Annotated in this window: 23 protein-coding genes and 1 tRNA gene; 19 read left to right on the top strand and 5 right to left on the bottom strand. The window is 46.5% G+C overall.

Annotated features, from left to right (window positions below):
- Positions 1-44 precede the first annotated feature (44 nt).
- The 10 genes from H027_RS0114690 to H027_RS0114645 all read left to right on the top strand — a co-directional run bounded on the left by H027_RS0114690 (position 45) and on the right by H027_RS0114645 (position 13059).
- Positions 45-1697 carry a sigma 54-interacting transcriptional regulator gene (locus tag H027_RS0114690; RefSeq protein WP_024873201.1) on the top strand — a complete coding sequence of 551 codons (1653 nt, stop codon included), beginning with the start codon at positions 45-47 and terminating at the stop codon, positions 1695-1697.
- 2 nt (positions 1698-1699) lie between these two features.
- On the top strand, positions 1700-3133 hold the full coding sequence (gene nifE / locus H027_RS0114685; RefSeq protein WP_024873200.1) for a nitrogenase iron-molybdenum cofactor biosynthesis protein NifE: 1434 nt from the start codon (positions 1700-1702) through the stop codon (positions 3131-3133).
- A gap of 10 nt (positions 3134-3143) precedes the next feature.
- Positions 3144-4562 carry a nitrogenase iron-molybdenum cofactor biosynthesis protein NifN gene (nifN, locus tag H027_RS0114680; RefSeq protein WP_024873199.1) on the top strand — a complete coding sequence of 473 codons (1419 nt, stop codon included), beginning with the start codon at positions 3144-3146 and terminating at the stop codon, positions 4560-4562.
- Positions 4563-4573: 11 nt separating this feature from the next.
- Positions 4574-5125, top strand: coding sequence for a NifB/NifX family molybdenum-iron cluster-binding protein (locus tag H027_RS0114675; RefSeq protein WP_024873198.1), 552 nt, complete (start codon positions 4574-4576; stop codon positions 5123-5125).
- Positions 5126-5607: 482 nt separating this feature from the next.
- Positions 5608-6489, top strand: coding sequence for a nitrogenase iron protein (nifH, locus tag H027_RS0114670; RefSeq protein WP_024873197.1), 882 nt, complete (start codon positions 5608-5610; stop codon positions 6487-6489).
- A 316-nt stretch (positions 6490-6805) separates the two neighbouring features.
- Positions 6806-7669: a TOBE domain-containing protein gene (locus H027_RS0114665; RefSeq protein ID WP_024873196.1), complete on the top strand. Its 864-nt coding sequence runs from the start codon at positions 6806-6808 to the stop codon at positions 7667-7669.
- Positions 7670-7915: 246 nt separating this feature from the next.
- A complete protein-coding gene (locus H027_RS0114660; RefSeq protein ID WP_024873195.1) occupies positions 7916-10105 on the top strand; it encodes a TonB-dependent receptor in 2190 nt (729 codons plus the stop codon).
- A 42-nt stretch (positions 10106-10147) separates the two neighbouring features.
- On the top strand, positions 10148-11200 hold the full coding sequence (locus H027_RS0114655; protein WP_024873194.1) for an ABC transporter substrate-binding protein: 1053 nt from the start codon (positions 10148-10150) through the stop codon (positions 11198-11200).
- Between the two features lie 13 nt (positions 11201-11213).
- Positions 11214-12284 (top strand): FecCD family ABC transporter permease, encoded by a 1071-nt coding sequence (locus tag H027_RS0114650; protein WP_024873193.1) that lies wholly within the window; start codon positions 11214-11216, stop codon positions 12282-12284.
- A gap of 1 nt (position 12285) precedes the next feature.
- Positions 12286-13059 carry an ABC transporter ATP-binding protein gene (locus H027_RS0114645; protein WP_024873192.1) on the top strand — a complete coding sequence of 258 codons (774 nt, stop codon included), beginning with the start codon at positions 12286-12288 and terminating at the stop codon, positions 13057-13059.
- 80 nt (positions 13060-13139) lie between these two features.
- Here the strand turns inward: H027_RS0114645 and H027_RS0114640 are convergent, their stop codons facing one another.
- Genes H027_RS0114640 through H027_RS18515 form a run of 3 tightly spaced genes read right to left on the bottom strand, consistent with a single transcriptional unit; the run spans position 13140 to position 15054 of the window.
- Entirely contained in the window at positions 13140-13556 is a 417-nt protein-coding gene (locus H027_RS0114640; protein ID WP_024873191.1) for an ExbD/TolR family protein, read from the bottom strand.
- Entirely contained in the window at positions 13553-14314 is a 762-nt protein-coding gene (locus H027_RS19275) for a MotA/TolQ/ExbB proton channel family protein (RefSeq protein ID WP_024873190.1), read from the bottom strand. Before H027_RS19275 ends, H027_RS0114640 begins: the two co-directional genes overlap by 4 nt.
- Positions 14314-15054, bottom strand: a complete 741-nt coding sequence (locus tag H027_RS18515; protein ID WP_024873189.1) for an energy transducer TonB — start codon at positions 15052-15054, stop codon at positions 14314-14316. The genes H027_RS19275 and H027_RS18515 overlap by 1 nt, the downstream gene beginning before the upstream one ends.
- A gap of 432 nt (positions 15055-15486) precedes the next feature.
- Between H027_RS18515 and H027_RS0114625 the strand changes: the two genes are divergently transcribed.
- Genes H027_RS0114625 through H027_RS0114605 form a run of 5 tightly spaced genes read left to right on the top strand, consistent with a single transcriptional unit; the run spans position 15487 to position 19901 of the window.
- Positions 15487-16080, top strand: coding sequence for a nitroreductase family protein (locus H027_RS0114625; RefSeq protein WP_024873188.1), 594 nt, complete (start codon positions 15487-15489; stop codon positions 16078-16080).
- An 18-nt stretch (positions 16081-16098) separates the two neighbouring features.
- Complete coding sequence (locus H027_RS18005) at positions 16099-17199, top strand: hypothetical protein (RefSeq protein ID WP_051449002.1); 1101 nt, start codon at positions 16099-16101, stop codon at positions 17197-17199.
- Entirely contained in the window at positions 17196-18209 is a 1014-nt protein-coding gene (locus H027_RS18000) for an ABC transporter substrate-binding protein (protein WP_051449001.1), read from the top strand. Before H027_RS18005 ends, H027_RS18000 begins: the two co-directional genes overlap by 4 nt.
- Positions 18200-18901 (top strand): GTP-binding protein, encoded by a 702-nt coding sequence (locus H027_RS0114610; RefSeq protein WP_024873186.1) that lies wholly within the window; start codon positions 18200-18202, stop codon positions 18899-18901. The genes H027_RS18000 and H027_RS0114610 overlap by 10 nt, the downstream gene beginning before the upstream one ends.
- Positions 18894-19901 carry an ATP-binding cassette domain-containing protein gene (locus tag H027_RS0114605; RefSeq protein WP_024873185.1) on the top strand — a complete coding sequence of 336 codons (1008 nt, stop codon included), beginning with the start codon at positions 18894-18896 and terminating at the stop codon, positions 19899-19901. The genes H027_RS0114610 and H027_RS0114605 overlap by 8 nt, the downstream gene beginning before the upstream one ends.
- Before the next feature lie 143 nt (positions 19902-20044).
- Here the strand turns inward: H027_RS0114605 and H027_RS0114600 are convergent.
- Positions 20045-20135 (bottom strand) — tRNA-Ser (locus tag H027_RS0114600).
- A gap of 178 nt (positions 20136-20313) precedes the next feature.
- Here H027_RS0114600 and yccS point away from each other — a divergent pair.
- The 3 genes from yccS to H027_RS0114585 are packed head-to-tail and all read left to right on the top strand — an operon-like array spanning position 20314 to position 23251.
- Complete coding sequence (yccS, locus tag H027_RS0114595; protein ID WP_051449000.1) at positions 20314-22491, top strand: YccS family putative transporter; 2178 nt, start codon at positions 20314-20316, stop codon at positions 22489-22491.
- Positions 22492-22821 (top strand): TusE/DsrC/DsvC family sulfur relay protein, encoded by a 330-nt coding sequence (locus H027_RS0114590; protein WP_024873183.1) that lies wholly within the window; start codon positions 22492-22494, stop codon positions 22819-22821.
- 31 nt (positions 22822-22852) lie between these two features.
- A complete protein-coding gene (locus H027_RS0114585) occupies positions 22853-23251 on the top strand; it encodes an NUDIX hydrolase (protein ID WP_024873182.1) in 399 nt (132 codons plus the stop codon).
- Positions 23252-23291: 40 nt separating this feature from the next.
- On the opposite strand, the gene H027_RS17995 is transcribed toward H027_RS0114585, so the two are convergent.
- Positions 23292-24194: a LysR substrate-binding domain-containing protein gene (locus tag H027_RS17995; RefSeq protein WP_038149305.1), complete on the bottom strand. Its 903-nt coding sequence runs from the start codon at positions 24192-24194 to the stop codon at positions 23292-23294.
- 105 nt (positions 24195-24299) lie between these two features.
- On the opposite strand from H027_RS17995, the gene H027_RS0114575 reads away from it, so the two are divergent.
- A complete protein-coding gene (locus tag H027_RS0114575) occupies positions 24300-24737 on the top strand; it encodes a carboxymuconolactone decarboxylase family protein (protein ID WP_024873181.1) in 438 nt (145 codons plus the stop codon).
- Positions 24738-24886 lie beyond the last annotated feature (149 nt).

The following is a 24886-nucleotide window of genomic DNA, read 5'->3' as shown; positions in this document are numbered from 1 at the left end:
ACATGCAGCGTGTCAGGGATAACGGCAAGTAGATGGGAGGCAACATGAATCATTTGGCCGAAGTAATACCAGAATCCACAATAAAGCGAGGACGTGAACAGCGAAATCATTCCCTCACATCATCCTGTGCCTGTTCTTTGGGCGAATGTCGCTCTGAAACACTCCCCTTGCTTTCGGAAGTCAGCAAGGTGGTCAGTGCAGATGGCTCTTTGTCGAAAACACTCAAGGTCGTGCTGGAGTTGCTGCAAAAACACCTGCAGGTCGTCAGAGCCATGATCTCGCTTTATGACTCCGGCTGCGACCAAATCTTCATCCATGAAAGTCTGGGTCTGACCGAGGATGAGATCGCCAAAGGCGTCTATTACCCCGGCGAAGGCATTACCGGAAAAGTGGTAGAAAGCGGCAAACCGATCATTGTGCCGGTGATTGCCGATGAACCGCAGTTTCTCAACCGTACCGGAAGCTGGAATGAGGAACACGATCTAAAGCACTCGTTTATTTGTGTGCCGATTATCCGCGGTCAGAAGGTAATGGGCACAATTGCCGCAGAGCGTCGCTATGACAACCATATGCTGCTGCATCTGGATCTGGAGGTGCTGGCAATCATCGCGACTACTATTGCACAGGCGGTAGAATTACATCTGCTGGAACGTGCTCATCAGAAGGTATTGCGGGATCAATCCATCAAACTTAAAAATGAGCTGAAAGAAAAATTTAAGCCCAGCAACATCATCGGTAATTCCAAGGCGATGCAGGCTGTGTATCGCATGATTGAGAAAGTCAGCCACGCCAAAACGACTGTGCTGATCTTAGGGGAAAGTGGTGTCGGTAAAGAACGCGTCGCCAGTGCGATCCACTATCACAGCAGTTGCGCCAGCGGGCCATTTGTTAAATTCAACTGTGCCTCGCTCCCTGAATCAGTCATTGAAAGTGAACTTTTTGGCCATGAAAAAGGGGCCTTTACCGGTGCTACCACGCGCCGGGCCGGCCGCTTTGAAGAGTCAAATGGCGGCACCATTTTTCTTGATGAAGTCGGCGAACTTTCGCTGCCAATGCAAGCCAAGCTGTTGCGTGTCTTACAGGAGCGCAGCTTTGAACGCGTTGGCAGCAACACCACAATCCGTGTCGATGTACGGATTTTGGCAGCCACCAACCGGGATTTGCCGGACATGGTCGCGAAAGGCACATTCCGCGAAGATCTGTTTTATCGCCTTAACGTGTTCCCGATTACGATCCCGCCATTGAAAGACCGGGGCAATGACATTGTCACGCTGGCTGATCATTTTGTGGCGCGGTTTGCCAAAGAGCAGGATGTAGAAGTGCCCCGGATTGCTACCCCTGCGCTGAATCTCCTGCTCAGCTATAACTGGCCAGGTAATGTGCGCGAATTGGAGAACATGATGGAGCGGGCCGTGTTGCTTGCCGAAGATGGCGTCATTCACAGCTACAACCTGCCAACCTATTTACAGCCACCAGTACTGGGGGAAATCAGTGCGCAAGGTGGGCTGGAAGCTCGTTTATCACAGATTGAATACGAGCTGATTATAGAAGCGCTGACATTACATCAGGGTAATGTCAGTGAAGCCGCGACACATCTGGGTTTAACCCGCCGCATCCTCGGTTTACGCATGGCGAAATATCAGCTCAATTATAAAAACTACCGTCAAGGTGACGGTCTGGCTCAGGAAGGAGAATAAGCATGGATATTCGAGCAATTGAAATACTGCAACAAGAGCCTGCCTGTCAGCACAATAAATCGGGAAAATCCGGCTGTGCCAGAGCTAAACCTGGTGCAACACAAGGCGGCTGCTTTTTTGATGGAGCCAGAAACGCGCTGTTGCCGATCGCCGATGCTGCCCATATTGTGCATGGCCCGATCAGCTGTGCTGGCACATCATGGGATAACCGTGGTTCACGTTCTTCCGGCGCAAATCTTTATCGCAAAGGCTTCACCACCGATCTAAGCGACATCGACATCATCATGGGGCGTGGCGAAGAACGTCTCTATTTTGCCATCCAGCAAATTGTTGAACAGTGCTCACCTGCCGCAGTATTTATCTATACCACCTGTGTTCCCGCTTTGCATGGTGATGATGTCGCTGCCGTAGCACGAGCAGCGGCTACGCGCTGGCAGATCCCGGTAATTGCCGTTGATTGCGCCGGTTATTACGGCAGTAAAAATCTGGGAAACCGTCTGGCCGGCGAAATACTGCTGAACCAGGTTATCGGTACGCGAGAACCCCCATTGCCGGTCTGGAAACCTGCCAGTGTCCGGCTGACACACGATATAGGCATCATCGGTGAATGGAATGTGGGCGGCGAATTCTGGCAGATCCTGCCATTACTGGATGAACTCGGTATTCGGGTTCTGTCAACACTCACCGGTGATTCGCGTTTTGCCGAAGTTCAGACATTACATTGTGCCGAAGCCAATCTGCTGGTGTGCAGTAAAGCCTTTCTGAATGTCGCCCGGGGATTACAGGAAAAATATGGCACACCTTACGCTGAATGCAGCTTCTATGGCATGCATAATACTTCTTCGGCATTAAAGCGGCTTACAGCCATGCTGGATGACGCTGATCTGGCACAACGAGTCTCTGCCCTGATAGAAAGGGAGGAAAGCACCCTTCAGACAAAACTAGCCTCCTTAAAACCGTTTTTGGCAGGAAAGCGCGTGCTGATTTTCAGTGGCGGATTTAAATCCTGGTCTCTGGTTGCGGCCATGCAGGAGTTAGGCATGCATGTCGTTGCCACCGGTACCGAAAAATCAACAGAAGAGGATAAAGAGCGTATTGCCAGACTCATGGGCGATCAGGTCAAAACTATTGATGACAATGACCAGCAGGCCCTGATCCGGGCGTTCCATGATTTCAAAGCCGATATTCTGATTGCAGGGGATCGTTACATTTACCCGAGCTTGAAATCTCGTATTCCATTTCTCGATGTCGATCATGTCAGACATATTGCTTACACCGGCTATGCCGGGGTTGCCGAACTCGCTCGTCAACTGACCCGAGCGCTGAAAAATCCGGTATGGGAGCATGTTTCCAGCCCCGCCCCCTGGCTCACACCACCCGTGGAAACACCTGAATTGCCGGCATCATCGGAATTGAAAATCAGCAAAGTGGCATAGGGGGTCGGATATGGCAAAAATCGAAATTTCACAGGCACCACTGGTACTGAACCCATTAAAAGTTGGTCAGTCTATCGGCGCGTCACTTGCCTTTCTGGGACTGGATCGTTGCATGCCGCTACAGCATGGCGCCCGCGGCTGCACGTCATTTAACAAGCTATTTTTCATGCGCCATTTTCGTGAGCCCATCCCGTTACAAACCACCGCGATGGAACTGACCACGGTCGTAATGGGGGCTGATGCCAACGTGGTCGAGGCGTTACAAACTATCTGTGAACGTAATAACCCGGCCGTGATTGGCTTAACCACCACAGGGCTCAGTGCCACACAAGGTGTCTGTCTGCAGCATTCACTCAAAGCGTTCCGGGAACAATGTCCGCAATATGCCGATGTGGTGGTTATTCCAGTCGAAACCTGTGACAGTCAGGGCGGATTAGAAGCCGGTTATGCGCTGGCGCTGCTTGCCATACTGAAAACATTGCTGCCAGTCAGAACACAAGCAACCGTAGCGGAATTTAAAACCGGCAAAATCACCCTGCTGCCCTCGCCGATGCTGACTCCGGCAGATATTGAAGTGCTGAAAGAATGGCTGGAATCTTATGGCTTATCCGCCATCTGTCTGCCCGACATCTCGTTATCACTGGACGGTAATCTGATGGATGAAGGCTTTAATGCCCTGACGCAGGGTGGAACAACGTTAGCGGAAATATTACAGATCGCCGAATCAGATGCCGTCATTACCATTGGGCACAGCCTGAATCAGGTGGCTGACTGGTTGCATGAGTATCATCCGGTTCCACAATTGCGTTTAACCGGTTTACACAGCCTTAGTGATTGTGATCAGCTCAATCTGTTTTTGTCTGAACTGTCCGGTGATCCGGTGCCGGCCCGGCAGCAACGCCAACGCCGCCAGTTGCTGGATGCCATGGTAGATACACAATTCCGCTTGGGAGTCTCACGTATTGCAATGGGCTGTGAAAGCGATTTTCTGTTTGCACTGACCTCTGGTCTGAGCGAAATCGGCTGTGAGATCGTCGCGGCGGTGATCCCGACCTTGCCACTACATGCCAGCACAGCTCTTATCCGCCATAAAATACAGCAGTTTCCGTCTGAAATGCTCATCGTTGGCGATCTGGGCGTACTTGAACATCTTGCATGCCAGCAACATGCCGAATTGTTGATCACCAATTCGCATGGTCAGGAAATATCCGAACGCACCGGTATCCCGTTGCTGCCTGCCGGCTACCCATTGCACAAACATGCCGGAGAACATGCACGCCAATGGATCGGCTATGCCGGTATCCGGCAGACGCTCTATCGCATTGACAACTTACTGGCATCAGGACAACAGGTGGTAGAGCCCTACCGTTCCAGTTTCTGGCCTGAACGTGACCAGATCTATTCAGCCGCAACCATTACTTCTGCCTAGAGGGAACTACTATGTTAAAAGTCGCATTTGCCAGTTCGGATGGAGTTCACATCGATCAGCATTTTGGTGCCAGTGAACAGTTAATGATCTTTGAAGTGCAGCCGGGTATGGCGGATCTGCTTAATGTCGGTCATTTTGAACAGGCCACCATGAAAGGTGAACACAAAGATAAAGTGCCGGGTTATGAAGACAATGCTGAACCGGCTTCCGTGCTGGAATCCGAGGTGACACAGGAGGAACAACCGGCGCTGCTTACCGAAGATAAAGTCATTGCGAAAATTGAATTTGTTGGTGACTGCGCAGCCGTCTATGCAGCCTCTATTGGCACCTCATCTATTCGTCGTCTGATGAATGCCGGTATTCAACCAGTCATTGTTGATTACGGCCATGAACTGGTTGATCTGTTAAATGAGGTGAGTTTTGCCCTGGTTCATGGCGGTTTATCCTGGGTTGATCGTGCTAAAGCGAAAAATAAAGCGCCGGATCGTTTTTCCTCTCTGGAAAATAAATCATGGTCTGGTTTATCCAGTCAACACGCGTTAATCACAGACCTTACAGAATAATCACGCAGACCCGCCGTTTCACATTTAAAAGAGGATGCAAAAACGCATCCTCTTTTTATTTAAATAACAAAACTTGCTGTTTATTATTATATTTTTCAAAAATGAACAAACTGAAATCAAGCCATGGAAAATGGGTGTTGCTGGAGGATTTTAAATAGACCCATCTTCATTCCTCTGATAAACAAAGAAACACGTCCTCTCTGAAAATTTCAACTTTAGCCGAAATAAATTTTATCGTGTCATACACTCAGTTATTTTCACAATACCCCTTTCAGAGCATTCAATTTTATAACTGCTATTTTTCAGTCTAAATAATTTACTTTTAAGTGCATTTTCTATTTCTTTGTACTCTGAGGTACGTAATATAGAGATTTGCATAACCCAATATGCAATAATATCCTTTAATATCAACAAATTACAATCATGGCATGCCAGTTGCTCTTATATATCTGTAAATTAATAAAACCAACTGGAGGTTTACCGTGGCAATTCGTCAATGCGCCATTTACGGCAAAGGTGGTATCGGAAAATCCACTACAACTCAGAACCTGGTTGCAGCACTGGCTGAAGCAGGTAAAAAAGTCATGATCATTGGTTGTGACCCCAAAGCCGATTCAACCCGTTTGATCCTGCACTCAAAAATGCAGGTTACCGTGATGCATCTGGCTGCAGAAGCCGGTTCTGTCGATGACCTGGAACTGGAAGATGTCATGCAAGTGGGTTACGGCGACGTGAAATGCGTTGAGTCTGGTGGCCCTGAACCAGGAGTGGGTTGTGCTGGTCGCGGGGTTATTACCGCCATCAACTTCCTGGAAGAAGAAGGCGCATATAGCGACGATTTGGATTTCGTGTTCTATGACGTACTGGGTGACGTTGTGTGTGGTGGTTTCGCGATGCCAATTCGTGAAAACAAAGCTCAGGAAATCTATATCGTTTGCTCAGGCGAAATGATGGCGATGTATGCCGCCAACAACATTTCTAAAGGGATCGTGAAATATGCTAAATCAGGTTCTGTGCGACTGGCAGGTCTGATTTGTAACTCACGTAAAACTGACCGTGAAGATGAATTGATCATGGCGCTGGCTGATAAGCTGGGTACACAGATGATCCACTTCGTCCCACGTGATAACACGGTGCAACACGCCGAAATTCGTCGTATGACCGTGATTGAATACGATCCAAAATGCAAGCAAGCCGATGAATATCGCGCTCTGGCCAACAAGGTTATCAACAACAAGATGTTTGTAGTTCCAACTCCACTAGAGATGGAAGAACTGGAAGCGTTGTTGATGGAATTCGGTCTGATGGATGCAGAAGACGAATCGATTGTCGGTAAAACAGCTGCTGAAGAAGTGGTCGCATAAAAAACGCTTTCTCTTTCCGGATGACGTTGACACTCATTCTGAAAGTATGATCCCGTGAAGAGGAAAGGTGCTGAGCCTTTCCTCTTTGCTTATCAGACACCGCTATATTGCAGCGCAATCGTTGTATGTTTTATTGCATATCAAACCATTAATCAGACAAAAATGACAATACCCCTATGATTTCACCCAATGGTAAATAATAGATATTTCTTTAATTTCAACAAATTGACAAAAATTTCATACTAACCCAATTACGACACATAACGGTATGCCCTTTGCTTCGCAATATACAAATACACATATTGCAAGATCAAAGATGACCCCAAAAGCACCTCATCACCCCAATTCCTTACTGGGGGAATTAAAATTATGTACCGAAGTGGGCCCATCTCTGGGCGATACTCGCATTCAACTACTGGAAGCAATTGACCGGCTGGGATCCCTGACACAGGCAGCCCGTTCGATTCCCATCTCCTACCGGACGGCATGGGATGCGTTGGATGATATGAATAATCTGACCGATAAACCGCTGGTAACACGAATGACAGGCGGCAAAAATGGCGGTGGAACTCAGTTAACACCCTATGGTAAACAAACTGTTGCGTTATACCGGGCATTACAGGCGGAATATCAGCAGGCATTGCTACAGATCCAGCAACAATTGGAAAAAGACAAACCCTGCCAAGGTAATAAAGAGAAATGCGAACAATATGATGCCCCGCAATTCCGTCGCCTGTTACGCCGCTTATCCATGCGCAGCAGTGCTCGTAATCAATTCATTGGTACTGTCACCGCTATCCGCTCCGGCCCTGTTGAATTTGAAGTGACGTTACAGCTTGATGAACATACCCATTTGACAGCACTAATAACCAGTGAATCAGCAGAACGTCTGGGGATTTTTCCCGGCGAAGAACTGTATGCCTTGATCAAATCGTCGTCAGTTATGTTGGTGACTGATCGAAAGCTAAAATTATCGACCCGCAATCAACTTTGGGGAACGATCAGCCACATCTTCCGTGGGCCGGTTAATACCGAAGTAGTAATCAGTTTACCCGGCGACAGGAGTGTCTGTGCCGTGATCACTACCGAAAGTGCACAAGAGATGGGGCTTCAGGAAGGGCAAGATGCTTCTGCTGCGTTTAAGGCATCAGCCGTCTTACTCTGTAGTTTTCAGGGATAGTGCGCACTTATAAAAAATCACGGAGTAACTGTTCAGAACCGAACAGTTACTCGTTTTTAGTTCCGCAATGTAGAACTGCGATCCTCAAATTTCTTACCGTAATGTACCAAACTGTTTGAATTAATATTTTTTCATTATTTTTCATATAGTTAAAACAAAACAAAAATGTCCGTTTTATGGCATGTCTTTTGGAATTAAACATGTGAGCTTAATCACGTTCGTAACGCAATTACAAAGGAATGTCTTATGAAATCAATGAAGTATGATTTTTGTCTATCACTTGTCTGTTCGTCGCTTATCAGTATTGGTTTCCCTGCTACTGCTGCCGTGAATGATGCAGCAATAAAAGAATTACCAACTGTGCAAGTCACAGGTCAAAAAAAGAAAAGTGTTATGACAGGGAAAGCCACTCAGGGATATCGAGTTACCAACGCCAGCATCGGGCCGCTAGGCAATAAAAAAATACTGGATCTGCCCTACTCTGTTCAGTCTGTATCAAGTGACTTGATCCAAAACCAGCAGGTCAATGGCACGCCGGATTTGCTCAAATACACGCCATCTGCGCAGGTGGAATATCGTGGCGGCGGTGAAATTGGGCGCCCGCAAACACGCGGTTTCCAGGCTGATCTGCTGCAAAATACACGTATTGATGGTTACAGTGTGGGATCTCACTATCCTCAACCCGTTGAGCTGTATGAGCATCAGGATGTTCTCTATGGTCTGTCTGGTGCGTTTTATGGCCCATCAAACGCAGCCGGGGTTTTTAATTCTGTATTGAAACGACCTACTGATACTCCATTGCGTAGGGTCAGTCAGTCGTATGAAGACAGTAGTCAGTATGTCACCCGTGGCGATTTTAGCGGACGCACCGGTGATAATGAAAAGTTTGGTTATCGTTTAAATCTGATGCATGGCGATGGTGAACGCTATGTTGAAAACAGCAATCTACGACGTGAACTGGTTGGATTAGCAGTCGATACAAGAATAAATGATCAAACGCTGCTGGAAGCGAATGTCAGCCGATTTATTTATGATCAAACCGGCTATCCCGGCAGTTTTGGTCTTAGTACTACTGCGACAGCAATGCCTAGTGCAGCAGATGCAAAAAAGTTGGGCTATGGACAATCCTTTGCAATATCAAATACAACCAGTGATCTGTTCGGTGCCAGATTAACCCGTCATCTATCAGATGACTGGAAAGTGGTCGGAGGGTTGCAGGAACAAGATGTTCTCAGATCGACTCATGGTGCCAGTAATAAAAACTTCAATGATGATGGCTCATACACGACCACGACCAGTGAAAGTTATACCAAGCAACAACTACTCAGTAATCAACTTTATCTGAATGGAAAAGTAAGAACCGGACAATACGGCCACGACCTCGTGATCGGTACAAACGGTTACCATAACCCCGGGTTTCAGGCCACGAATGCTGCGACCAAAGCCTCTACCTGCAAGGGATCGCTTGATAATCCCTGCTTTATCACAACGGAACCAAGCTGGAATGGTTATGGCAGCTTTTCTGAAACCGGCGATACCACCTATCAGACACTGATCCTCGGCGACACCATGAAACTAAACCAGAACTGGTCAGTCATGGGCATGCTAAGCAACAGTTGGATGCATGTAAAAACATTTGCACCATCGAACAATAGCGATAATGGAGGTGGGCCACTAAATGTGGATTATGCGCCTAGCATGACAACCGCATTGATGTATAAACCACGTCGCAATATAACCACCTATATTAATTATGCTGACAGTATCCAGCCAGGTGGAACCGCACCAGTAGGTGCCCTTAATCAGAATCAGGTATTAGATCCTTACCACACAAAACAAATCGAAACTGGATATAAAACCGAAATGGCCGGTATGGAATATACCGCGGCCATCTTCCGTATTGAACGCCCATTGGCTTATACCGGCAACGATAATATTTACCGGGAACAAGGTCAGCAGGTAAACCATGGTATTGAGTTGTACAGCCGTGGCCGGGCAACTGACAATACAACTGTTATGGGCGGTGTAACCTGGCTTGATCCTAAACTGAAAGATACCTTTCTTGAATCTACAGACAACAAACGGGTGATAGGCGTTCCCGAATGGCAGGCAAATATGCTGGCGGAATACGATCTTCCTCAGATTAACGGTCTGACACTGACTGGCAACCTGCACTACACCGGCAAACGAGCCGCCAACAATACCAATACCGCTTGGGCTGACGGTTATACCATCGCTGATATCGGTACCCGCTTCACCAAAAAAATTGGCGATAAAAAGACGCTGACCTGGCGGCTTGGTATCAACAACGTTACCGACAAGCAATACTGGGCGTCGCTGATGCCGGGCAATACCGAAGGGAATACGGTCGCGGCATCAAGTGCCTATCTGGGTGAACCCCGAACCTTCAGAACCTCACTGCAATTGGATTTCTAAATTAAGAAATCATGCTGGCCATTCATATTGCGAGGTAATTTCATGAAAAAAATACGTTCTTACTTTTATTCAGTTGCCCTGATACTGGGTTTCATTCTAACCCCAGTGCAAGCTAAACAAGTTGTTGATATGGCTGGTAGAGAAATATCTTTACCTCAACATATCGGGCGTATCTACACCTTTTCTCATTCATTTTCGATTATTACTGCTCTGGCTCCTGAAAAATTGGTGGGGTTTCCTTTTCCATTCAAAATGAAGCCGGAATACCGAGCTTATCTACCAGTGCCCGCTCGTGATCTTCCGCAAATTTCAGTTGGGCAGGATATGAATCTGGAACAGGTAAAAGCAGCAGGTATCGATTTGGCCGTGGGATGGAATACCCCGGCCTTTCAGCGAGAGCAATTGAAACAATTACAACGGGTCTCCGTGCCTGCAGTGCTGGTTGGTGTTGATAAACTCAGTGACTACCCGGCAACATTCCGTTTCTTAGGTAAAGTTCTTGATAAATCTGAACGGGCGGAAAAGTTGGCCCGTTATATAGAAACAGCCAGTATGCGTCTTGCTAAAGCTGTTTCTACAATCCCAGAGAAAGATAAAATCCGTGTCTATTATGCCGAATCTGTTGATGGCCTGACATCACAATGTGGTGAAGCCGACCGCGCCGAGGTGATTCGTCTGGCTGGCGCAGTCAATGCGCTCATCTGTCAGGATCTGCCACCAGCGAAAGCTATTCCTGCTGATATTGAATCCAGTAACGTGGTTGCAGGCATGGAAACGCTGGTCAGAATCAATCCGGATGTCATTATTACCCGATTCCCTGCCACGACCGACATGATCAGCAACGATCCACGCTGGGCCATGTTGAACGCGGTGAAATTACACAGAGTGTATGCGATCCCTTCTCTGCCATTTAACTGGTTTGACCGCCCACCGTCATTTATGCGAATCATGGGTGCGCAGTGGTTGGCTAATAAACTGTATCCTTCGGTTTATCCCGTCAATTTAGAAAAAGAAACACATGACTTTTATCAACTCTTTTTCCAGGTGGATTTAGATAAAACAGCCATCAGCAAACTGCTGAATAAATCCAATTAACGGGAGACTTGTCATGGATGCTTCAACTGCCAATTCACAAATTAGTTATTCTAGCGCCAAAAACAGGCGCTGTTTTCACAAGCTAACATGGTACAGCTTGTTATTGGGTGGGTTGTTTGCTGCGATATTGGTCGCGTTCTCTATCGGAAAATACCCAACCTCCCCACCAGAGATCATTCGCTTTTTTCTGCATTGGGCCGGTCTGGCTGAAATGGACAACGGCCGCTTTGACGCATTACACAATGTGCTGATCGACATCCGTTTGCCTCGTATTCTGGTCGCAATGTTAGTCGGCGCGACGTTATCTGTGGCTGGTGCCGCCTTTCAGTCGGTATTCCGCAATCCACTGGTTTCACCAGGCTTATTAGGCGTACAAAGTGGCGCGGCCTTTGGTGCTGCATTAGGCATACTTTTGGGATTAAGCTGGCCGCTTATTCAGGGGCTGGCATTTTTATTGGGGCTGGTTGCTGTGTTTGCCAGTGTGCTGATCGCCAACGTGTTCGGGCAATCCTCAATGGTCATGCTGGTTTTAGGCGGCATGATCAGCAACGCTTTTTTTTCATCATTATTATCGGTTATTAAATATGTTGCCGACCCCATGAATGTGCTGCCTTCCATTGTTTACTGGTTGATGGGGAATCTTGCTCTCGCCAATATGCATCAGGTGCTGATCTTCGCTGGCCCTTTGCTGGTGGGTATTCTGGCCCTTTCATTCTGTGGCCGGCTGCTTGATGCCCTGTCGATGGGGGATGATGAAGCCCGATCGATAGGAATACCGGTTCATTGGACGCGCTACAGTCTCATCGCCATAACCACGATGATTTCCGCATTAACGGTTTCTGTTGCAGGCACGATTGGCTGGGTCGGACTGCTGATCCCGCATATCGTGCGTCTCCTGCTCGGGCCCGCTAATACTCGAGTATTACCCGCAAGTATAATTCTCGGAGCAATATTCCTGCTTCTTGCCGATGTTATTTCGCGCTGTATTGCAAATACCGAAATCCCGATTGGAATTGTCACCGAAATTCTAGGAATTCCCGTATTTCTGATGGTTTTAAAACGCTCGCGTAAAGGATGGCATTAATATGAACACTCTCACCGAGCTAACCGCAGAACAAGTCTGCTACGCCTATAAAGGCCACACAGTTTTACATGGCGTATCACTTTCTGTCAGAGAAGGTGAACTGGTCTCGCTTCTGGGAAAAAACGGTGCGGGCAAAACCACGTTACTTAAAATCATGCAGGGGTTCTTAACGCCCTCTCAGGGGCAGGTAACCTTAAATCAGAAACCACTGCAGAATTTTTCCCGCCGGGAACTGGCCAGATACATTGCCTATGTACCCCAGTCACATATTCCACCGTTTCCCTATACCACTGAAGAGGTAGTGCTGCTGGGACGCATCCCCTGGTCTGGGTTTTTCAGCCGTATCAGCGACGAAGATAAAGCGGTGGTCAATTCGGTACTTGCACTGTTACAGATCCATCACCTTGCCCGTCGTATTTATACTGAACTTTCCGGAGGGGAACGCCAACTGGTGTTGATAGCCCGTGCCTTAGCGCAGGGGGCGCGAATATTAATCATGGATGAACCAGTAACCGGACTGGATTATGGCAATCAGTTCCGTTTACTGGATACTCTTGAAGCTTTGGTTGCGCAAAATTTCGGTATTCTGATGACAACTCACCATCCTGAACATGCTCTACGGGTTTCAAGCCGGGTGGCATTATTGAATGAAGGAGAGATCCAGCAAACCGGCTGTGCTGAAATGATCCTGACGTCATCAACCATTCACAAACTATACAACATTCATGTCGAAACGATGCAAATACACGGACAAACCGTCTTCATCCCTGCCTGAGCCATTTTCTTCTTAAGCCAAACCACCTCATCATGAGGTGGTTTCTTATTGGGAATTGGATAAATTGTTTACGACAGATGTTATTTTTCAGCCGGATGGGTAACGAAAGATATTTTATGTAAACCATATCGTGACAATAAGCCAAGTAATTCAGCCACATATGAATAGGCAACCGATTGATCTGCATAGAGCTGAATTTCTGGTGTGTTTACCGATCCAGCTAATGTTGCAATTTTTGACTCCAACGCATTTTTTTCCAGCCGCTCATTATTGAGAAAAAACTGTCCGACTGCATCCACGGAAATAAATACGGGCTTGTTTTCAACTTTATTCGGCTGGCTGTCCGTCTGCGGTAATTGCAGCTTTACTGCATGTGTCATCAGTGGTGCGGTGATCATGAAAACAATCAGCAATACCAGCATAATATCAATCATAGGTACCATATTGATTTCTGCCATAGGGGTATCACTCTGTTGTTGACGACGGCCTAGGTTCATAACAACTCCCCTTGCTTATGCGAAGCATTAAACTCAGTAACCGAGGACAATGCGGTTGTTTGAGTAAGCGGAAGTAAAACATTATGGCGGATCACGATACTGAGCTGGTTCGCAAAGTGATCTAACTGTGCCAGTTCTCGTCTGTTGAGGCGCACGAACAGGTTATAGGCAAACACGGCTGGTAATGCGACCAACAAGCCGATCCCCGTCATCACCAACGCCTCGCCCACTGGTCCGGCAACCTGCTCAAGACTGGATGAACCCTGTGCACCGATAGCCTGTAATGCATGATAAATTCCCCAGACTGTACCAAATAAGCCGACAAAGGGAGCACAGGCACCGATACTGGCTAGTAAGGTTAAACCAGATTCAAGCCTGATTCGCTCACTATCCAGCTCATCCTGAAGCACGTTCAATAATAATGAATAACGTGCATCGTCCGTCATCTCATGTTTCTGGCTTAACACCAGCCAGCATTGCCAGGCGCAGACGCATAACTGTGGATATCTATTTCTCTGAGGTTTATTGTCTTTAATTAATGCAGACAGATATTGATGATTTCCATGCTGACTAAAGTCAAGATAAAACTTTCGAATTGAAAAAATACGAAATAAATAACTACATAACCGACTAAGAATTAGATACCAGCAAAATAACGACATAGATAGCAGAATAAATAATGCAATTAATCCGGGGCCAGTTATAGAACCCGCAATTTCTTCAAGCGGTGTTAATATAAAAGCATTTAGTAATTCCATTACACATCCTCCAGTTTGAACTTTACCGGTACCAGAATCCACGAGAATATTTTCTCTGTTCCTTTCATTGCTGGAATAAATGTCCAGCCATATACAGCTTTTTGAGCTGCCACATCTAACCTGCCAAAACCACTGCTTTTCTCTAGGACTATTTTCTCTGCATGACCAGATGCCGCAACCGCTACTTTTAAAATAACAACACCCTCTTCATGCAACCTCACAGAGGCATCCGGGTAATCCGGTTTAGGATTATTCAGATAGCCTGCATTAAATTTTACTGGTTCTATTATTGCCTCATTTATCTGTTTACTTCTTACATGTTCTAACGTGTCATTAAGCACTTTTTGATTTTCATTTTTGGTTAATGTTTTTTTCTCAGACTTATCTATGCTTATTTTTTTAATTTTTAGTTTTTGTCTGAAAACTTGTTTTGTAGTCACATCAGATTTATGCGATGTGACCGTTTCTTTTTTTTCAATAATCGGTGTTCTTGGCTGCTGAGCCGGAATTATGACTGTAGACGGTGTTATTGTATTCTCAGGTGGTGATACAAAACTAATCTCCAACGTTGCCACTGGGGGTGCTGTTTTCGCTGGGCTATCTGTCCAACATAGCCACACGCACAGATGGGTAATCACAACTATTATGAAAAAACAGCTATTTTTTATTCCATGATAAATTCGATCCCGATATTTTTTATTTACTGCCTCAGACTGATGTTTATAAACGTCATCAGTCATTAACATTCCTGTATAATTATCAACATAAAAAAACGTCAAACCTCTATTCTTCATGATTCAGGCCATTGATGAAACACCTCATCTATTGCAGGCAACAAAAATGCCATTCCTGTGTACACTCTGATTTACCAGAGGAAATAATGGATTTTCTTTGTAATTATTTGACATTCAGGAACATTCACATCCACTGACACAATAAACCCAGTTAATCACCCCCAGATATTCATGCACGATATGACCAATAGGAACTAAATATTTTAATTTTGTACCAATCAGTGCATTAATTTATTGCGACTGTCACAAACAAATAATAATACATTGAAATTATTGAAATAATTGTGCGTTCAAGATCGTTTATTCAGTGGCACGCTTAATGCCAGCTGGTAATTACATCTCTGCTGTACTCAGCTTTAACTATTCGGGAGAAATGAGGTGGATAGAAAAGTGAATGACTTTGATTACACCAACCAAACTAACCCCGTTAGCGGATTTTTGCTTTCCCGTCACTCCTGCCACCAGCTGTCAGCTCCTGCGCCACAGGCTGATCATCTGGAGTTGATCTTGCGGGCAGCGTTGAAGGCACCGGACTTCCAGACATTACGGAATTATCGTTTTCTGATCGCAGAAAATGACGGGTTGTTCCGGCTGGGTCAGAAGATGGCTAACGCTGCCCGCACTGAAAATAAAACCAATGAAATCATCCGCAGAGTAGCCCTGATGCCTTCGCGAGCTCCTATGGTCATCACCATAGTGGCAACGCCTAAGAAAAATAAGCATGTCTCTGCATTAGACCAAATTCTGTGTGCCGCTTCCGCCGTACTGATGATGCAGTTGACTGCCTTAAGTCTTGGTTACAACGGTATCTGGCGTTCCGGCTGGATGATGCAAAGCCGGGCATTACATCAGGAACTCCATCTGCAACCCGAAGATCAGATTGTCGGTTTTCTCTATCTCGGTACACCACTGACTCATGAAAAAGTTCCGGCACCGGCAACTGATCCTTACGCATATACAGAATGGCTTTAAACCGGCAGGAGGCAAGCGATGAATAAGGTTCAGCTTAAATGTGGTATTGAATTTGAATACATGCTGGTCAATACCGACGGAAAACTGGTGAATTTCAGCACGCATCAGTATCACGACTTTGTCACTTGGCTGGATCAAAAACCTGGCAGAGATGATAGATCGCTGGCAAAAGGCGATTTAGGCATCAAGGATGGATACTGGTATCTCGAAGGTGACGAGCGTTTCGATGAAAATGGTCATTTCAGCAAGCTCGAAGTGAAAGGTGTTGAGATAAGAACGCCGCCACGCAGCTCTGTCGAAGAGGCACTCGCGTCATTACTGGATATAGAGCATCAGTTAAAACTGACCCTGCATAAAAATGCGCTGCGGCTTGCCATTAGCGCTTTTAATCCTGAACAGTCGGCTTATGTTTACAATCCACCGTTAAATGCATTTGAACAAACTCTTCGCCAGCAGCATAAGGAATATCAGGCATCACACGTATCCACACTGACCTATGGCCCGGATCTGAATTTGTCTTTTCTGGGGATGAGTCCGGAAAAATGCCGCGATATTGCCAGAAAATACACCTACTATGCCCCATTCATCGTGCCATTCAGTTTTAATGCTCCCTGCATTATGCCTGCAGGCCCGACTCTCTATTCGCGCCGGACGTATGAACGTGGCGGCTTGCGGCCAAGCTGCAAATACTATGTTCAGGATGTCTCCGACCAACAATACCCCTTATCAGCACAGGCACGGCTGCCATCTGAAACCGGACGGATTGAATTCAAAGCTTTTGATGCAATGCCCGATGCCCGCACACTCCGCGCCTGTTTCTATCTGCTGATTGGTCTTGCGCTTGACCATCAACTGGAAGGGCGTTCGGATCATCCGGATCATGCGTTATTCCGTATCGCCGCACAACACGGGTTTGATGACTATCTGATCCACAATACTGCCAATGAGGTTTTGCATCAGGCACAGATTGCACTGGCGGAACATCGTTTTACTGCCGGACTGGATGCTGTCGACGATTTACAACACATGCTGGCAACCCGGAAAACACCGGCACACCGCTTCAACAGTTTTCAGTGGATGCAGGAGCAGTTATTCGAGATCAGAGGGTTGGGTGAATGAGAACTCCCGGATTTCTAGGCCGTGTACCGGTACCGTTACGGCAAACATTTCAGGCCGATATTGAGCGTCTGGCTAATCATTATGAGGCAGATACGGGAAAAACACTCCGCTATGAAACTTGTTCTGGGGCAGAATGGTTTGCCCCGTTTAAACAACTGAATCAACGGACTGCACCGCAAAATCTTCCCGACATGCTCTGTATCACCGGCTCGGCCGATATACTCAGTTCGCCGAATCTGACGCATTATCGCAATGATCACGCGTTGCTTGCGGCGAGCGCAATGCACCCGGCATTTGCGCAAAGTGGCCTGCCCGACCCGCAGCATATTTTTCATCTGTTTGCTGCCATCCCGTTTGTTCTATTAATCGACCACGAAAAATTGGATGGCCGGCCAGCCCCCCGACGTTGGGCAGATTTACTCAACCCACTCTATCAGAGTGATATTGTTTTTGGCGGGTGGAAACCCGATCCTGGTAAGCCCTATACCGAATTCAATCGTTTTCTTTTGCTGGCTATCTATCGGTTTTTCGGCAGTAAAGGGTTACATGCCTTTGCGCAAAACGTCAAAGATATACAGCATCATGTCGTCATCGCCCGCACAGCCGGAACTCGCAGCCCTCAAGCTTCCGCCATTTCGATACTCCCCTGGATGCAGGCGTCGATGTGCCCACACCGTGCTCATACCGAAATCATTTGGCCCGATGATGGCGCCCTGACGATGCCGCTCGCCTGTCTGATTCAACCCAAAGCAATCACGTCACTCCGCCCCCTGATCGATTATTTTTACTCCGCGCAGTGGCAGCAATTCCTGATGCAGGCCTGCTACCCACCCGTCATGCCAACGTGGTGTACGGCACTGCCGAATGATGCCTCCTTCAAATGGTTAGGCTGGGATTTTGTGCGCGAAAACCCGATGCTACAGCTCAGTCAAACAGCCGCAACCCTCTTTTTTAATGCCTGGATACCCGCAAACCGGATCCCTGTAAAGGAGTACAGACAATGCAGTTAATTACCTTTGCCGGCCCACCTTCATCAGGTAAAAGTGCCGTGATTATTCAGACCATTCGGCTATTGCATCGCCAGGGAATAAAAACCGGTGTGGTTAAATTTGATGCACTTTCTACGCTGGACGATCAGCTCTATCAGAAACACGGAATACCGGTGAAAACCGGACGTTCGGGTGGCATTTGCCCTGATCATTTCTTTGTCACTAACATTGATGACTGTCTGCAGTGGGGTCTGCGTCATCAGTTCGATATGCTGATCAGCGAAAGTGCCGGGCTTTGCAACCGGTGTGCGCCACATATCAAAAACGTCACGGCTATCTGTGTTATTGATGCGCTCTCGGGTATTCATACCCCTCAGAAAATGGGGCCGATGCTGAAGATGGCTGATTTCGTGGTGATTACCAAAGGTGACATCGTTTCTCAGGCCGAAAGAGAAGTCTTTTCCTATTACACCCAGCTGGCTAACCCCAAAGCCGAAGTATTTTTCTGTAATGGTCTGACGGGCCAGGGTGCACTGGAGCTGGCCTCACAGCTACAGCAAAGCCCACATCTAACAACGTTGAATGGTTACAAGCTCCGCTTCCCGATGCCGGCTGCAGTTTGCCCTTATTGCGTCGGCGAAACTGCCATTGGCCCACAGCATCAGCGCGGACATTTGAAGAAAATGCAGTTTGAGGAGATGTGTCATGATTGATCAACCCGATATTGCCCTGCAGCCACTGTCGCTGTTGATCGCCAAATACCCCTGTATCCGTGACTTTGTTCAGCAGATCGGGTTGCCTGTGCAGGGAAAAAATCTTTCTCTTTCAGAGTGGATCAATCAGCTGAATCCCGAACAATTACAGGAAGCAGGTTATCACCAGAATGCCCTCCTGCCTTATCTGCAGGAAATGATTGTCCAATACCAGAAAATCGACACGGTGACAAACCAACAGATCACCTCATTGACCATCCTTGGCGGCACAACCAAACAGGGGATACCAGAGGAGAAACAGATCTGTGTCCACCCCGGAGAAATCATCACCATTGTCGGCCCAACCGGTTCAGGGAAAAGCCGGTTGCTGGCAGATATTGAATGTCTGGCGCAGTGCGATACACCATCCGGAAGATCCATTCTTATTAATGGCATGCTGCCAGATCGGAAGATGCGTTTTTCCTCGCAACATAAACTGGTGGCACAGCTCTCACAGAACATGAACTTTGTGGTTGACCTGACTGTGCAGGAATTCATCACCATGCACGCAACTTGCCGTCATATCAGGGATATTGAACAAACGGTTGCCCGCGTCATTGCCTGCGCCAACGACCTAACCGGTGAACAATTTCTGCCATCCACGCCAGTGACTCAGCTCTCTGGTGGTCAAACCCGTGCACTGATGATTGCCGACATTGCGTTGCTTGGTTCAGCTCCCATCATTCTTATTGATGAAATCGAAAATGCCGGTGTCGATCGCCAGCGGGCATTAGAACTATTGGTATCCGAAGACAAAATCGTCTTCATTTCCACCCATGATCCGTTACTGGCACTGCGAGGAAACAGCCGGATTGTGATTCAAAACGGCGGTATACATAAAATCATTCCGGTTTCAGAAGAAGAAAAACACGTTCTGGATAAACTCGAATCGCTGGAGTCGGTATTACTGAATGCCAGAGACACATTAAGGGCGGGTAATCAACTAACTCGTTTTGGTTGACTCCTACTCTTATATGAGCTCAGACAAGTGACCGAAGTAACATAACTTCACGATATTTATTACTGAAGCCAAACATCAATGGCATACCAAGGAAAGACGAAAATGAAAAAGCCCTGATAAATCAGGGCTTTTTTCTAAATGTTTGGCGGAAGGATAGGGATTCGAACCCTAGAAGGGCTACAAACCCTTGCCGGTTTTCAAGACCGGTGCATTTAACCACTCTGCCATCCTTCCAAGTGCGGCAAATACTACTAAAGCTTTTGTTCGTTGTAAATATGAAAGCTATTTCACGATGCTAACTGAATAGTTATTAAGCTAATTACTGCCTAATACTCATATAAAACTGTTGTTTTGCGCACAGTTCTGGTTTGATTATCATAAATCACTACTTCTTGAATGGTCATTGTTCAGTATGTTGGCTTTCTCCCGATTTTTGCAGCGGTTCATCACTGATACGCATGTTTTCTTTGCCTTAAAAGTATCATGTGCCTTGGCTGGCATTCTGCTACCCGGCCTATTTTTGAATATGATCCATGAAACAGTGGCTATGGCGTTAGGGGTTGTAGCAGGCGCCATCGCCGAGCCTGATGATTCGCCATCTGGTCGAGCCAAATCGTTATTATTGACACTTTGTTGTTTTTGGATCGCCACCTTATCGGTACAACTCCTCTACCCCTACCCTTGGCTCTTCGCAACCGGGCTCTTGTTTTCAACTTTCTTTTTCATCATGTTAGGTGGTTTAGGTAAACGCTACAGCAGCATTAGTTTTGGTAGCTTGTTGGTTGCCGTTTATTCCATGATGGGAGCAGCACAGGCTCCGACGATTTGGTTCCAGCCAGTGTGGTTGTGCACCGGCGCATTGTGGTATGGCTTTATTTCTCTCAACTGGCTGCGGATCACGCCGAACAAACCTTTACGTGAACAACTCACTCAGACCTGTTTTTCACTCGCGCGTTATTGCACGCAAAAAGCGTGGTTATTCCCGAGTAATGCCGATGAACAGTCTGCTATTCATCAGAAATTGGCCATTCTGAATGTTGATTGCATGAATTCAATTAACACCTGTCAGGAAATGCTAGCCAGAAGACTTCAGCATCCCGACTCCGAGTTACAAGAACTTGCGACACTGCAAGCTATTACTGAACAGATCCATGAACGGATCACCTCCAGCCATTATCTTTATAATCGCCTAAAGGAGGATGTGCATAGCAATCCGTTGTTAGACGGTTTTCGCGAATTACTGCGCCAACTCGGAAGTGCAGTGCAGCAACTGGGCTATGCCACACTTATCAATAACCCATATCAGGTCTCACCCGGTCTGCTTTGGGGAATTCAGGCATTGGGCGATCAGTTACAATTCAGTCACGAAAAATCCCCTTTTTCACCTCATACTGTCAATGCACTGCGTTTTCTGCAAAAAAACCTGCTGGAAATTGTTAAATTATTAGCTTCGCTTGATAACAGTGTTAACCAAGAAACCAAATTGGTTGTCAAAAATATTGCACCGAGCCCCAATCTAAGTGCTCTGTCTGTCTGGCAAAAGTTCTGTGCTCATTTCAGTTTCAAATCGCCATTATTCCGTCATGCATGTCGTATGAGTTTATGTCTGGTGGCGGCTTATGGGCTTTTACAGTTGTTTAATATCAAACAAGGTTTTTGGGTGTTATTAACCTGTCTCTTTGTTTGCCAATCGAGTTATACAGCAACGCGCCAACGCCTTTTCCAACGTATTGCGGGCACTTGCAGCGGCCTTATTCTTAGCCTTCCCTTATTGTGGTTTTCGCCGCAGCCAGGTATTCAGTTGGTTTTAATGGCTATCGCCGCCATTTTCTTTTTTGCCCAACTGAGAAGTAACTATAGTGTGGCGGTGATTTTTATTACCTTGTTTGCCATGACGGCTTTTGGGCTTTTAGGTGTAGAGGAGAAAAGCATCATCCTGCCGCGATTTGTCGACACCTTATTGGGTAGTGTGCTGTCTTTCGGCGCAGTGACCGTGTTATGGCCTGAATGGCAATATCAGCGTATTCCGGAACTCTTGGCTAATGCGACTCGCTGTAATTATGAATATCTGAAATCGATCATTTCATCATTACAAACATCACAGCAAGATGAGCAATTTAACCGTAAACGGATAGCGGCGCATCATTCCGATAGCGCCTTGGCGCAAGCATGGCTCAATATGCAAACCGATCCCAAACAACAGCGACGCTATATTACGTTGTGTGCTGCACTGATTTATAGAAACCACAGTTTGTTGTCTTATGTGTCCGCACTGGGCGTCCATCAGGAATTGCATGGTTCTTTGTTTGAACCACAATTGATACAATACGCAGAATCTCTTTTTAAGGCGCTAGATGAATCTGTTACAGCCCTGTCGGGTAATAATAACGAGAATCCTATTGAGTTGGCATCCTTAACTCCCATCCCCTATGCCGATTCAAATGAAAACACAGATCAACGTATAGGGTTAATTCAGCAAGAGATGAATCATATCGGTATTATGACCACAGAGATCTTAAAACTGTCTCGCTTATTAAGACCCCTTATACAGAGTCATAGTGCAGAAAAGGCTTTTTTTTGGAGTAAATAAATGTTGGTTCTTGGCAACATGGAAATCGAAACCGATGCGCACGGATATCTCAAAAACATAGGTGACTGGAAACCAGAACTCGCCGAATTGATTGCGGCGAAAGAGCATATCACCCTGACCGATGCGCACTGGGAAGTGATCCATTTTGTGCGTGATTTCTATGCTGAATATAAAACATCCCCGGCAATTCGTGCCCTGGTTAAGGCAATGGCGCAAAAACTAGGTGAGGATAAAGGCAACAGTCGCTATTTATATCGTCTTTTTCCAGAAGGCCCGGCTAAACAGGCCACCAAAATCGCCGGGTTGCCTAAACCAGCCAAATGTATTTAATTGCTTGATAATTAAGAAAAGTAATAGACCTATGAATAGCATTGATAAATTAGCCTGGTTATATATCGAGAACCGAAAACTTTTATGTGCGCGTTCAAAAGGAAAGATGCCTTTTTATTCTCCCGGCGGAAAACGCGAAGCTGGCGAAAGCGATCAGCAAGCATTAATGCGGGAAATTAACGAAGAGCTGTCTGTCGATCTGATTCCTGAATCGATGGAATATGCAGGCACATTTAACGCTCAGGCCGACGGAAAACCAGAAGGCGTTATGGTTAAGATGACGTGTTACTACAGCCGTTATAACGGCACGCTTCAGCCTGCTTCCGAAATTGAAGAAACAGCCTGGCTGACATCGGCAGATAAAAGTAAGAGCTCGCTAGTAACAACGCTGATTATGGACTGGCTGGTCAGCGAAGATAAAATTGACTAACGATTATTCCGATATGGCTATGATAAATAGCCATACCCGTCTATACCGTTAAGACCTGAGGCACATATTCCGTCAGATAATCTATCATTGCCCGCACGGACGGTAACATGCCTCTGCGACTGGCATAGACAATATGAATATCTTGTTCTTGGGTTCCCCACTCTTCCAGTATATGTACGAGCGCCCCCTTTTTAATTCCTGGTGAAACAATCCGTTCAGGCAGTAATGCTATTCCGACACCACTGAGTGCGGCGTTATATTGCACCATAAAATCAGAACAGGTTAAGCGCGGTCGGTGTGTCACTTTTATTTTGTCTTCCGCATTTGAGATTAGCGACCACGTTTGTTCCGCCCCACCGTGCAATGAGCCAATGGTATCGAATTGTGAAAGAAGCTGGGGATCGTCAATATTGCCGCACGTTTTTAGGTAAGCAGGGCTGGCAACTAATATCATATGGCCCGAAGCTATGCGCTTGGCAACCAAACCCGGCTCTCGCAAACCGGCATCTAACGCCCGCAGTGCAATATCAATACGTTCATCAATCAAATTCACTACACGATCAGAAGAGTCTAACTCCACAGACACTTTCGGATAAGACCGCATAAAATTGGCTATCAGCTGAATAATATAAGACTGTGCCATTGCCGTAGGACATGTCATTCGCAAATGGCCTGCAGGTTCACTCTGTAATTGCTCAACGGCATGTTGAGCCGCCTCAGCCTCTATCATCATGGCAGCACAGTGCTCATAAAAGATCCGCCCTGTTTCTGTCAGAGAAAAACGGCGTGTGTTCCTTTGCAACAGTCGCACGCCCAGATCATTTTCCATTAATGCAATTCGGCGGCTTAATTTAGATTTACTGATGTTGGTATGGCGTTCTGCCGCACTGAAACCACCATGCTGGACTACCAACGCAAAATATCGCAAATCATTTAAATCCATTTTATTGTCCTATAAATGAGATAATTATTCTTAATTTTGGTGTCTTATCATCCATTGTTCCATGAATTATCGTGATCATTATCTAAACCACTCAGGAGATCCACCATGGAACAACGTCTTAATTTCTATTCATCAGCACCTGAAGCCATAGAATCGATGGTCAATTTAGAAAAATACATTCGTACTTCAACTCTGCCAAAATCACTGATGGAATTGGTACGTTTACGTGCATCACAGATTAATGGTTGTGCCTATTGTGTTGATTTGCACACGAGTGATGCCCGGAAAACAGGTGAAGATGAAAGACGGCTTGCAGCAGTTGTTGTCTGGCGTGAGACGCCCTTTTTTAGTGAGCGTGAGCGCGCGGCGTTGGAGTGGACGGAATCTCTGACGTTAATTGCCCAGACGCATGCACCCGATGAGATTTGGGAACAGCTCAAAGTGCATTTCACCGCCAAAGAATTGGTTGATCTGACCTTACTGATTGGCACGATCAATACTTGGAATCGCATAGCCATTGCATTTCGTAAGATGCCTGAGTGAAATAGTTTTCTATTCAAATATCTCATGATGACTAGCTGGCAGGATACCTATCGCCCCTCTTATTCTTGCCAGCTTCGTGAACCACATTTCATTCTCTGTCCCATTTGCTTCCCCTTTACCCCCCGTGCGATAGCCTATACTAAATCGAG

It is taken from the genome of Tolumonas lignilytica, from assembly GCF_000527035.1.
GTDB classification, from domain to species: domain Bacteria; phylum Pseudomonadota; class Gammaproteobacteria; order Enterobacterales; family Aeromonadaceae; genus Tolumonas; species Tolumonas lignilytica.
The sequence above is the reverse complement of the archived record's forward strand: the minus strand, read 5'-3'. Positions and strand labels throughout refer to the sequence as shown.

Bases quoted from the DNA above. Each gene is read 5' to 3' on its own strand.
- H027_RS0114665 (WP_024873196.1), top strand. From the start codon at position 6,806: ATGACCCCAAAAGCACCTCATCACCCCAATTCCTTACTGGGGGAATTA.
- H027_RS19275 (WP_024873190.1), bottom strand. From the start codon at position 14,314: ATGGAATTACTAAATGCTTTTATATTAACACCGCTTGAAGAAATTGCG.
- H027_RS18515 (WP_024873189.1), bottom strand. From the start codon at position 15,054: ATGACTGATGACGTTTATAAACATCAGTCTGAGGCAGTAAATAAAAAA.
- H027_RS0114640 (WP_024873191.1), bottom strand. From the start codon at position 13,556: ATGAACCTAGGCCGTCGTCAACAACAGAGTGATACCCCTATGGCAGAA.
- H027_RS18000 (WP_051449001.1), top strand. From the start codon at position 17,196: ATGAGAACTCCCGGATTTCTAGGCCGTGTACCGGTACCGTTACGGCAA.
- H027_RS0114575 (WP_024873181.1), top strand. From the start codon at position 24,300: ATGGAACAACGTCTTAATTTCTATTCATCAGCACCTGAAGCCATAGAA.
- H027_RS0114605 (WP_024873185.1), top strand. From the start codon at position 18,894: ATGATTGATCAACCCGATATTGCCCTGCAGCCACTGTCGCTGTTGATC.
- H027_RS0114650 (WP_024873193.1), top strand. From the start codon at position 11,214: ATGGATGCTTCAACTGCCAATTCACAAATTAGTTATTCTAGCGCCAAA.
- H027_RS0114585 (WP_024873182.1), top strand. From the start codon at position 22,853: ATGAATAGCATTGATAAATTAGCCTGGTTATATATCGAGAACCGAAAA.
- H027_RS18005 (WP_051449002.1), top strand. From the start codon at position 16,099: ATGAATAAGGTTCAGCTTAAATGTGGTATTGAATTTGAATACATGCTG.
- H027_RS17995 (WP_038149305.1), bottom strand. From the start codon at position 24,194: ATGGATTTAAATGATTTGCGATATTTTGCGTTGGTAGTCCAGCATGGT.
- H027_RS0114590 (WP_024873183.1), top strand. From the start codon at position 22,492: ATGTTGGTTCTTGGCAACATGGAAATCGAAACCGATGCGCACGGATAT.
- H027_RS0114690 (WP_024873201.1), top strand. From the start codon at position 45: ATGAATCATTTGGCCGAAGTAATACCAGAATCCACAATAAAGCGAGGA.
- yccS (WP_051449000.1), top strand. From the start codon at position 20,314: ATGTTGGCTTTCTCCCGATTTTTGCAGCGGTTCATCACTGATACGCAT.
- H027_RS0114610 (WP_024873186.1), top strand. From the start codon at position 18,200: ATGCAGTTAATTACCTTTGCCGGCCCACCTTCATCAGGTAAAAGTGCC.
- nifN (WP_024873199.1), top strand. From the start codon at position 3,144: ATGGCAAAAATCGAAATTTCACAGGCACCACTGGTACTGAACCCATTA.
- H027_RS0114660 (WP_024873195.1), top strand. From the start codon at position 7,916: ATGAAATCAATGAAGTATGATTTTTGTCTATCACTTGTCTGTTCGTCG.
- H027_RS0114655 (WP_024873194.1), top strand. From the start codon at position 10,148: ATGAAAAAAATACGTTCTTACTTTTATTCAGTTGCCCTGATACTGGGT.
- H027_RS0114645 (WP_024873192.1), top strand. From the start codon at position 12,286: ATGAACACTCTCACCGAGCTAACCGCAGAACAAGTCTGCTACGCCTAT.
- H027_RS0114675 (WP_024873198.1), top strand. From the start codon at position 4,574: ATGTTAAAAGTCGCATTTGCCAGTTCGGATGGAGTTCACATCGATCAG.
- nifE (WP_024873200.1), top strand. From the start codon at position 1,700: ATGGATATTCGAGCAATTGAAATACTGCAACAAGAGCCTGCCTGTCAG.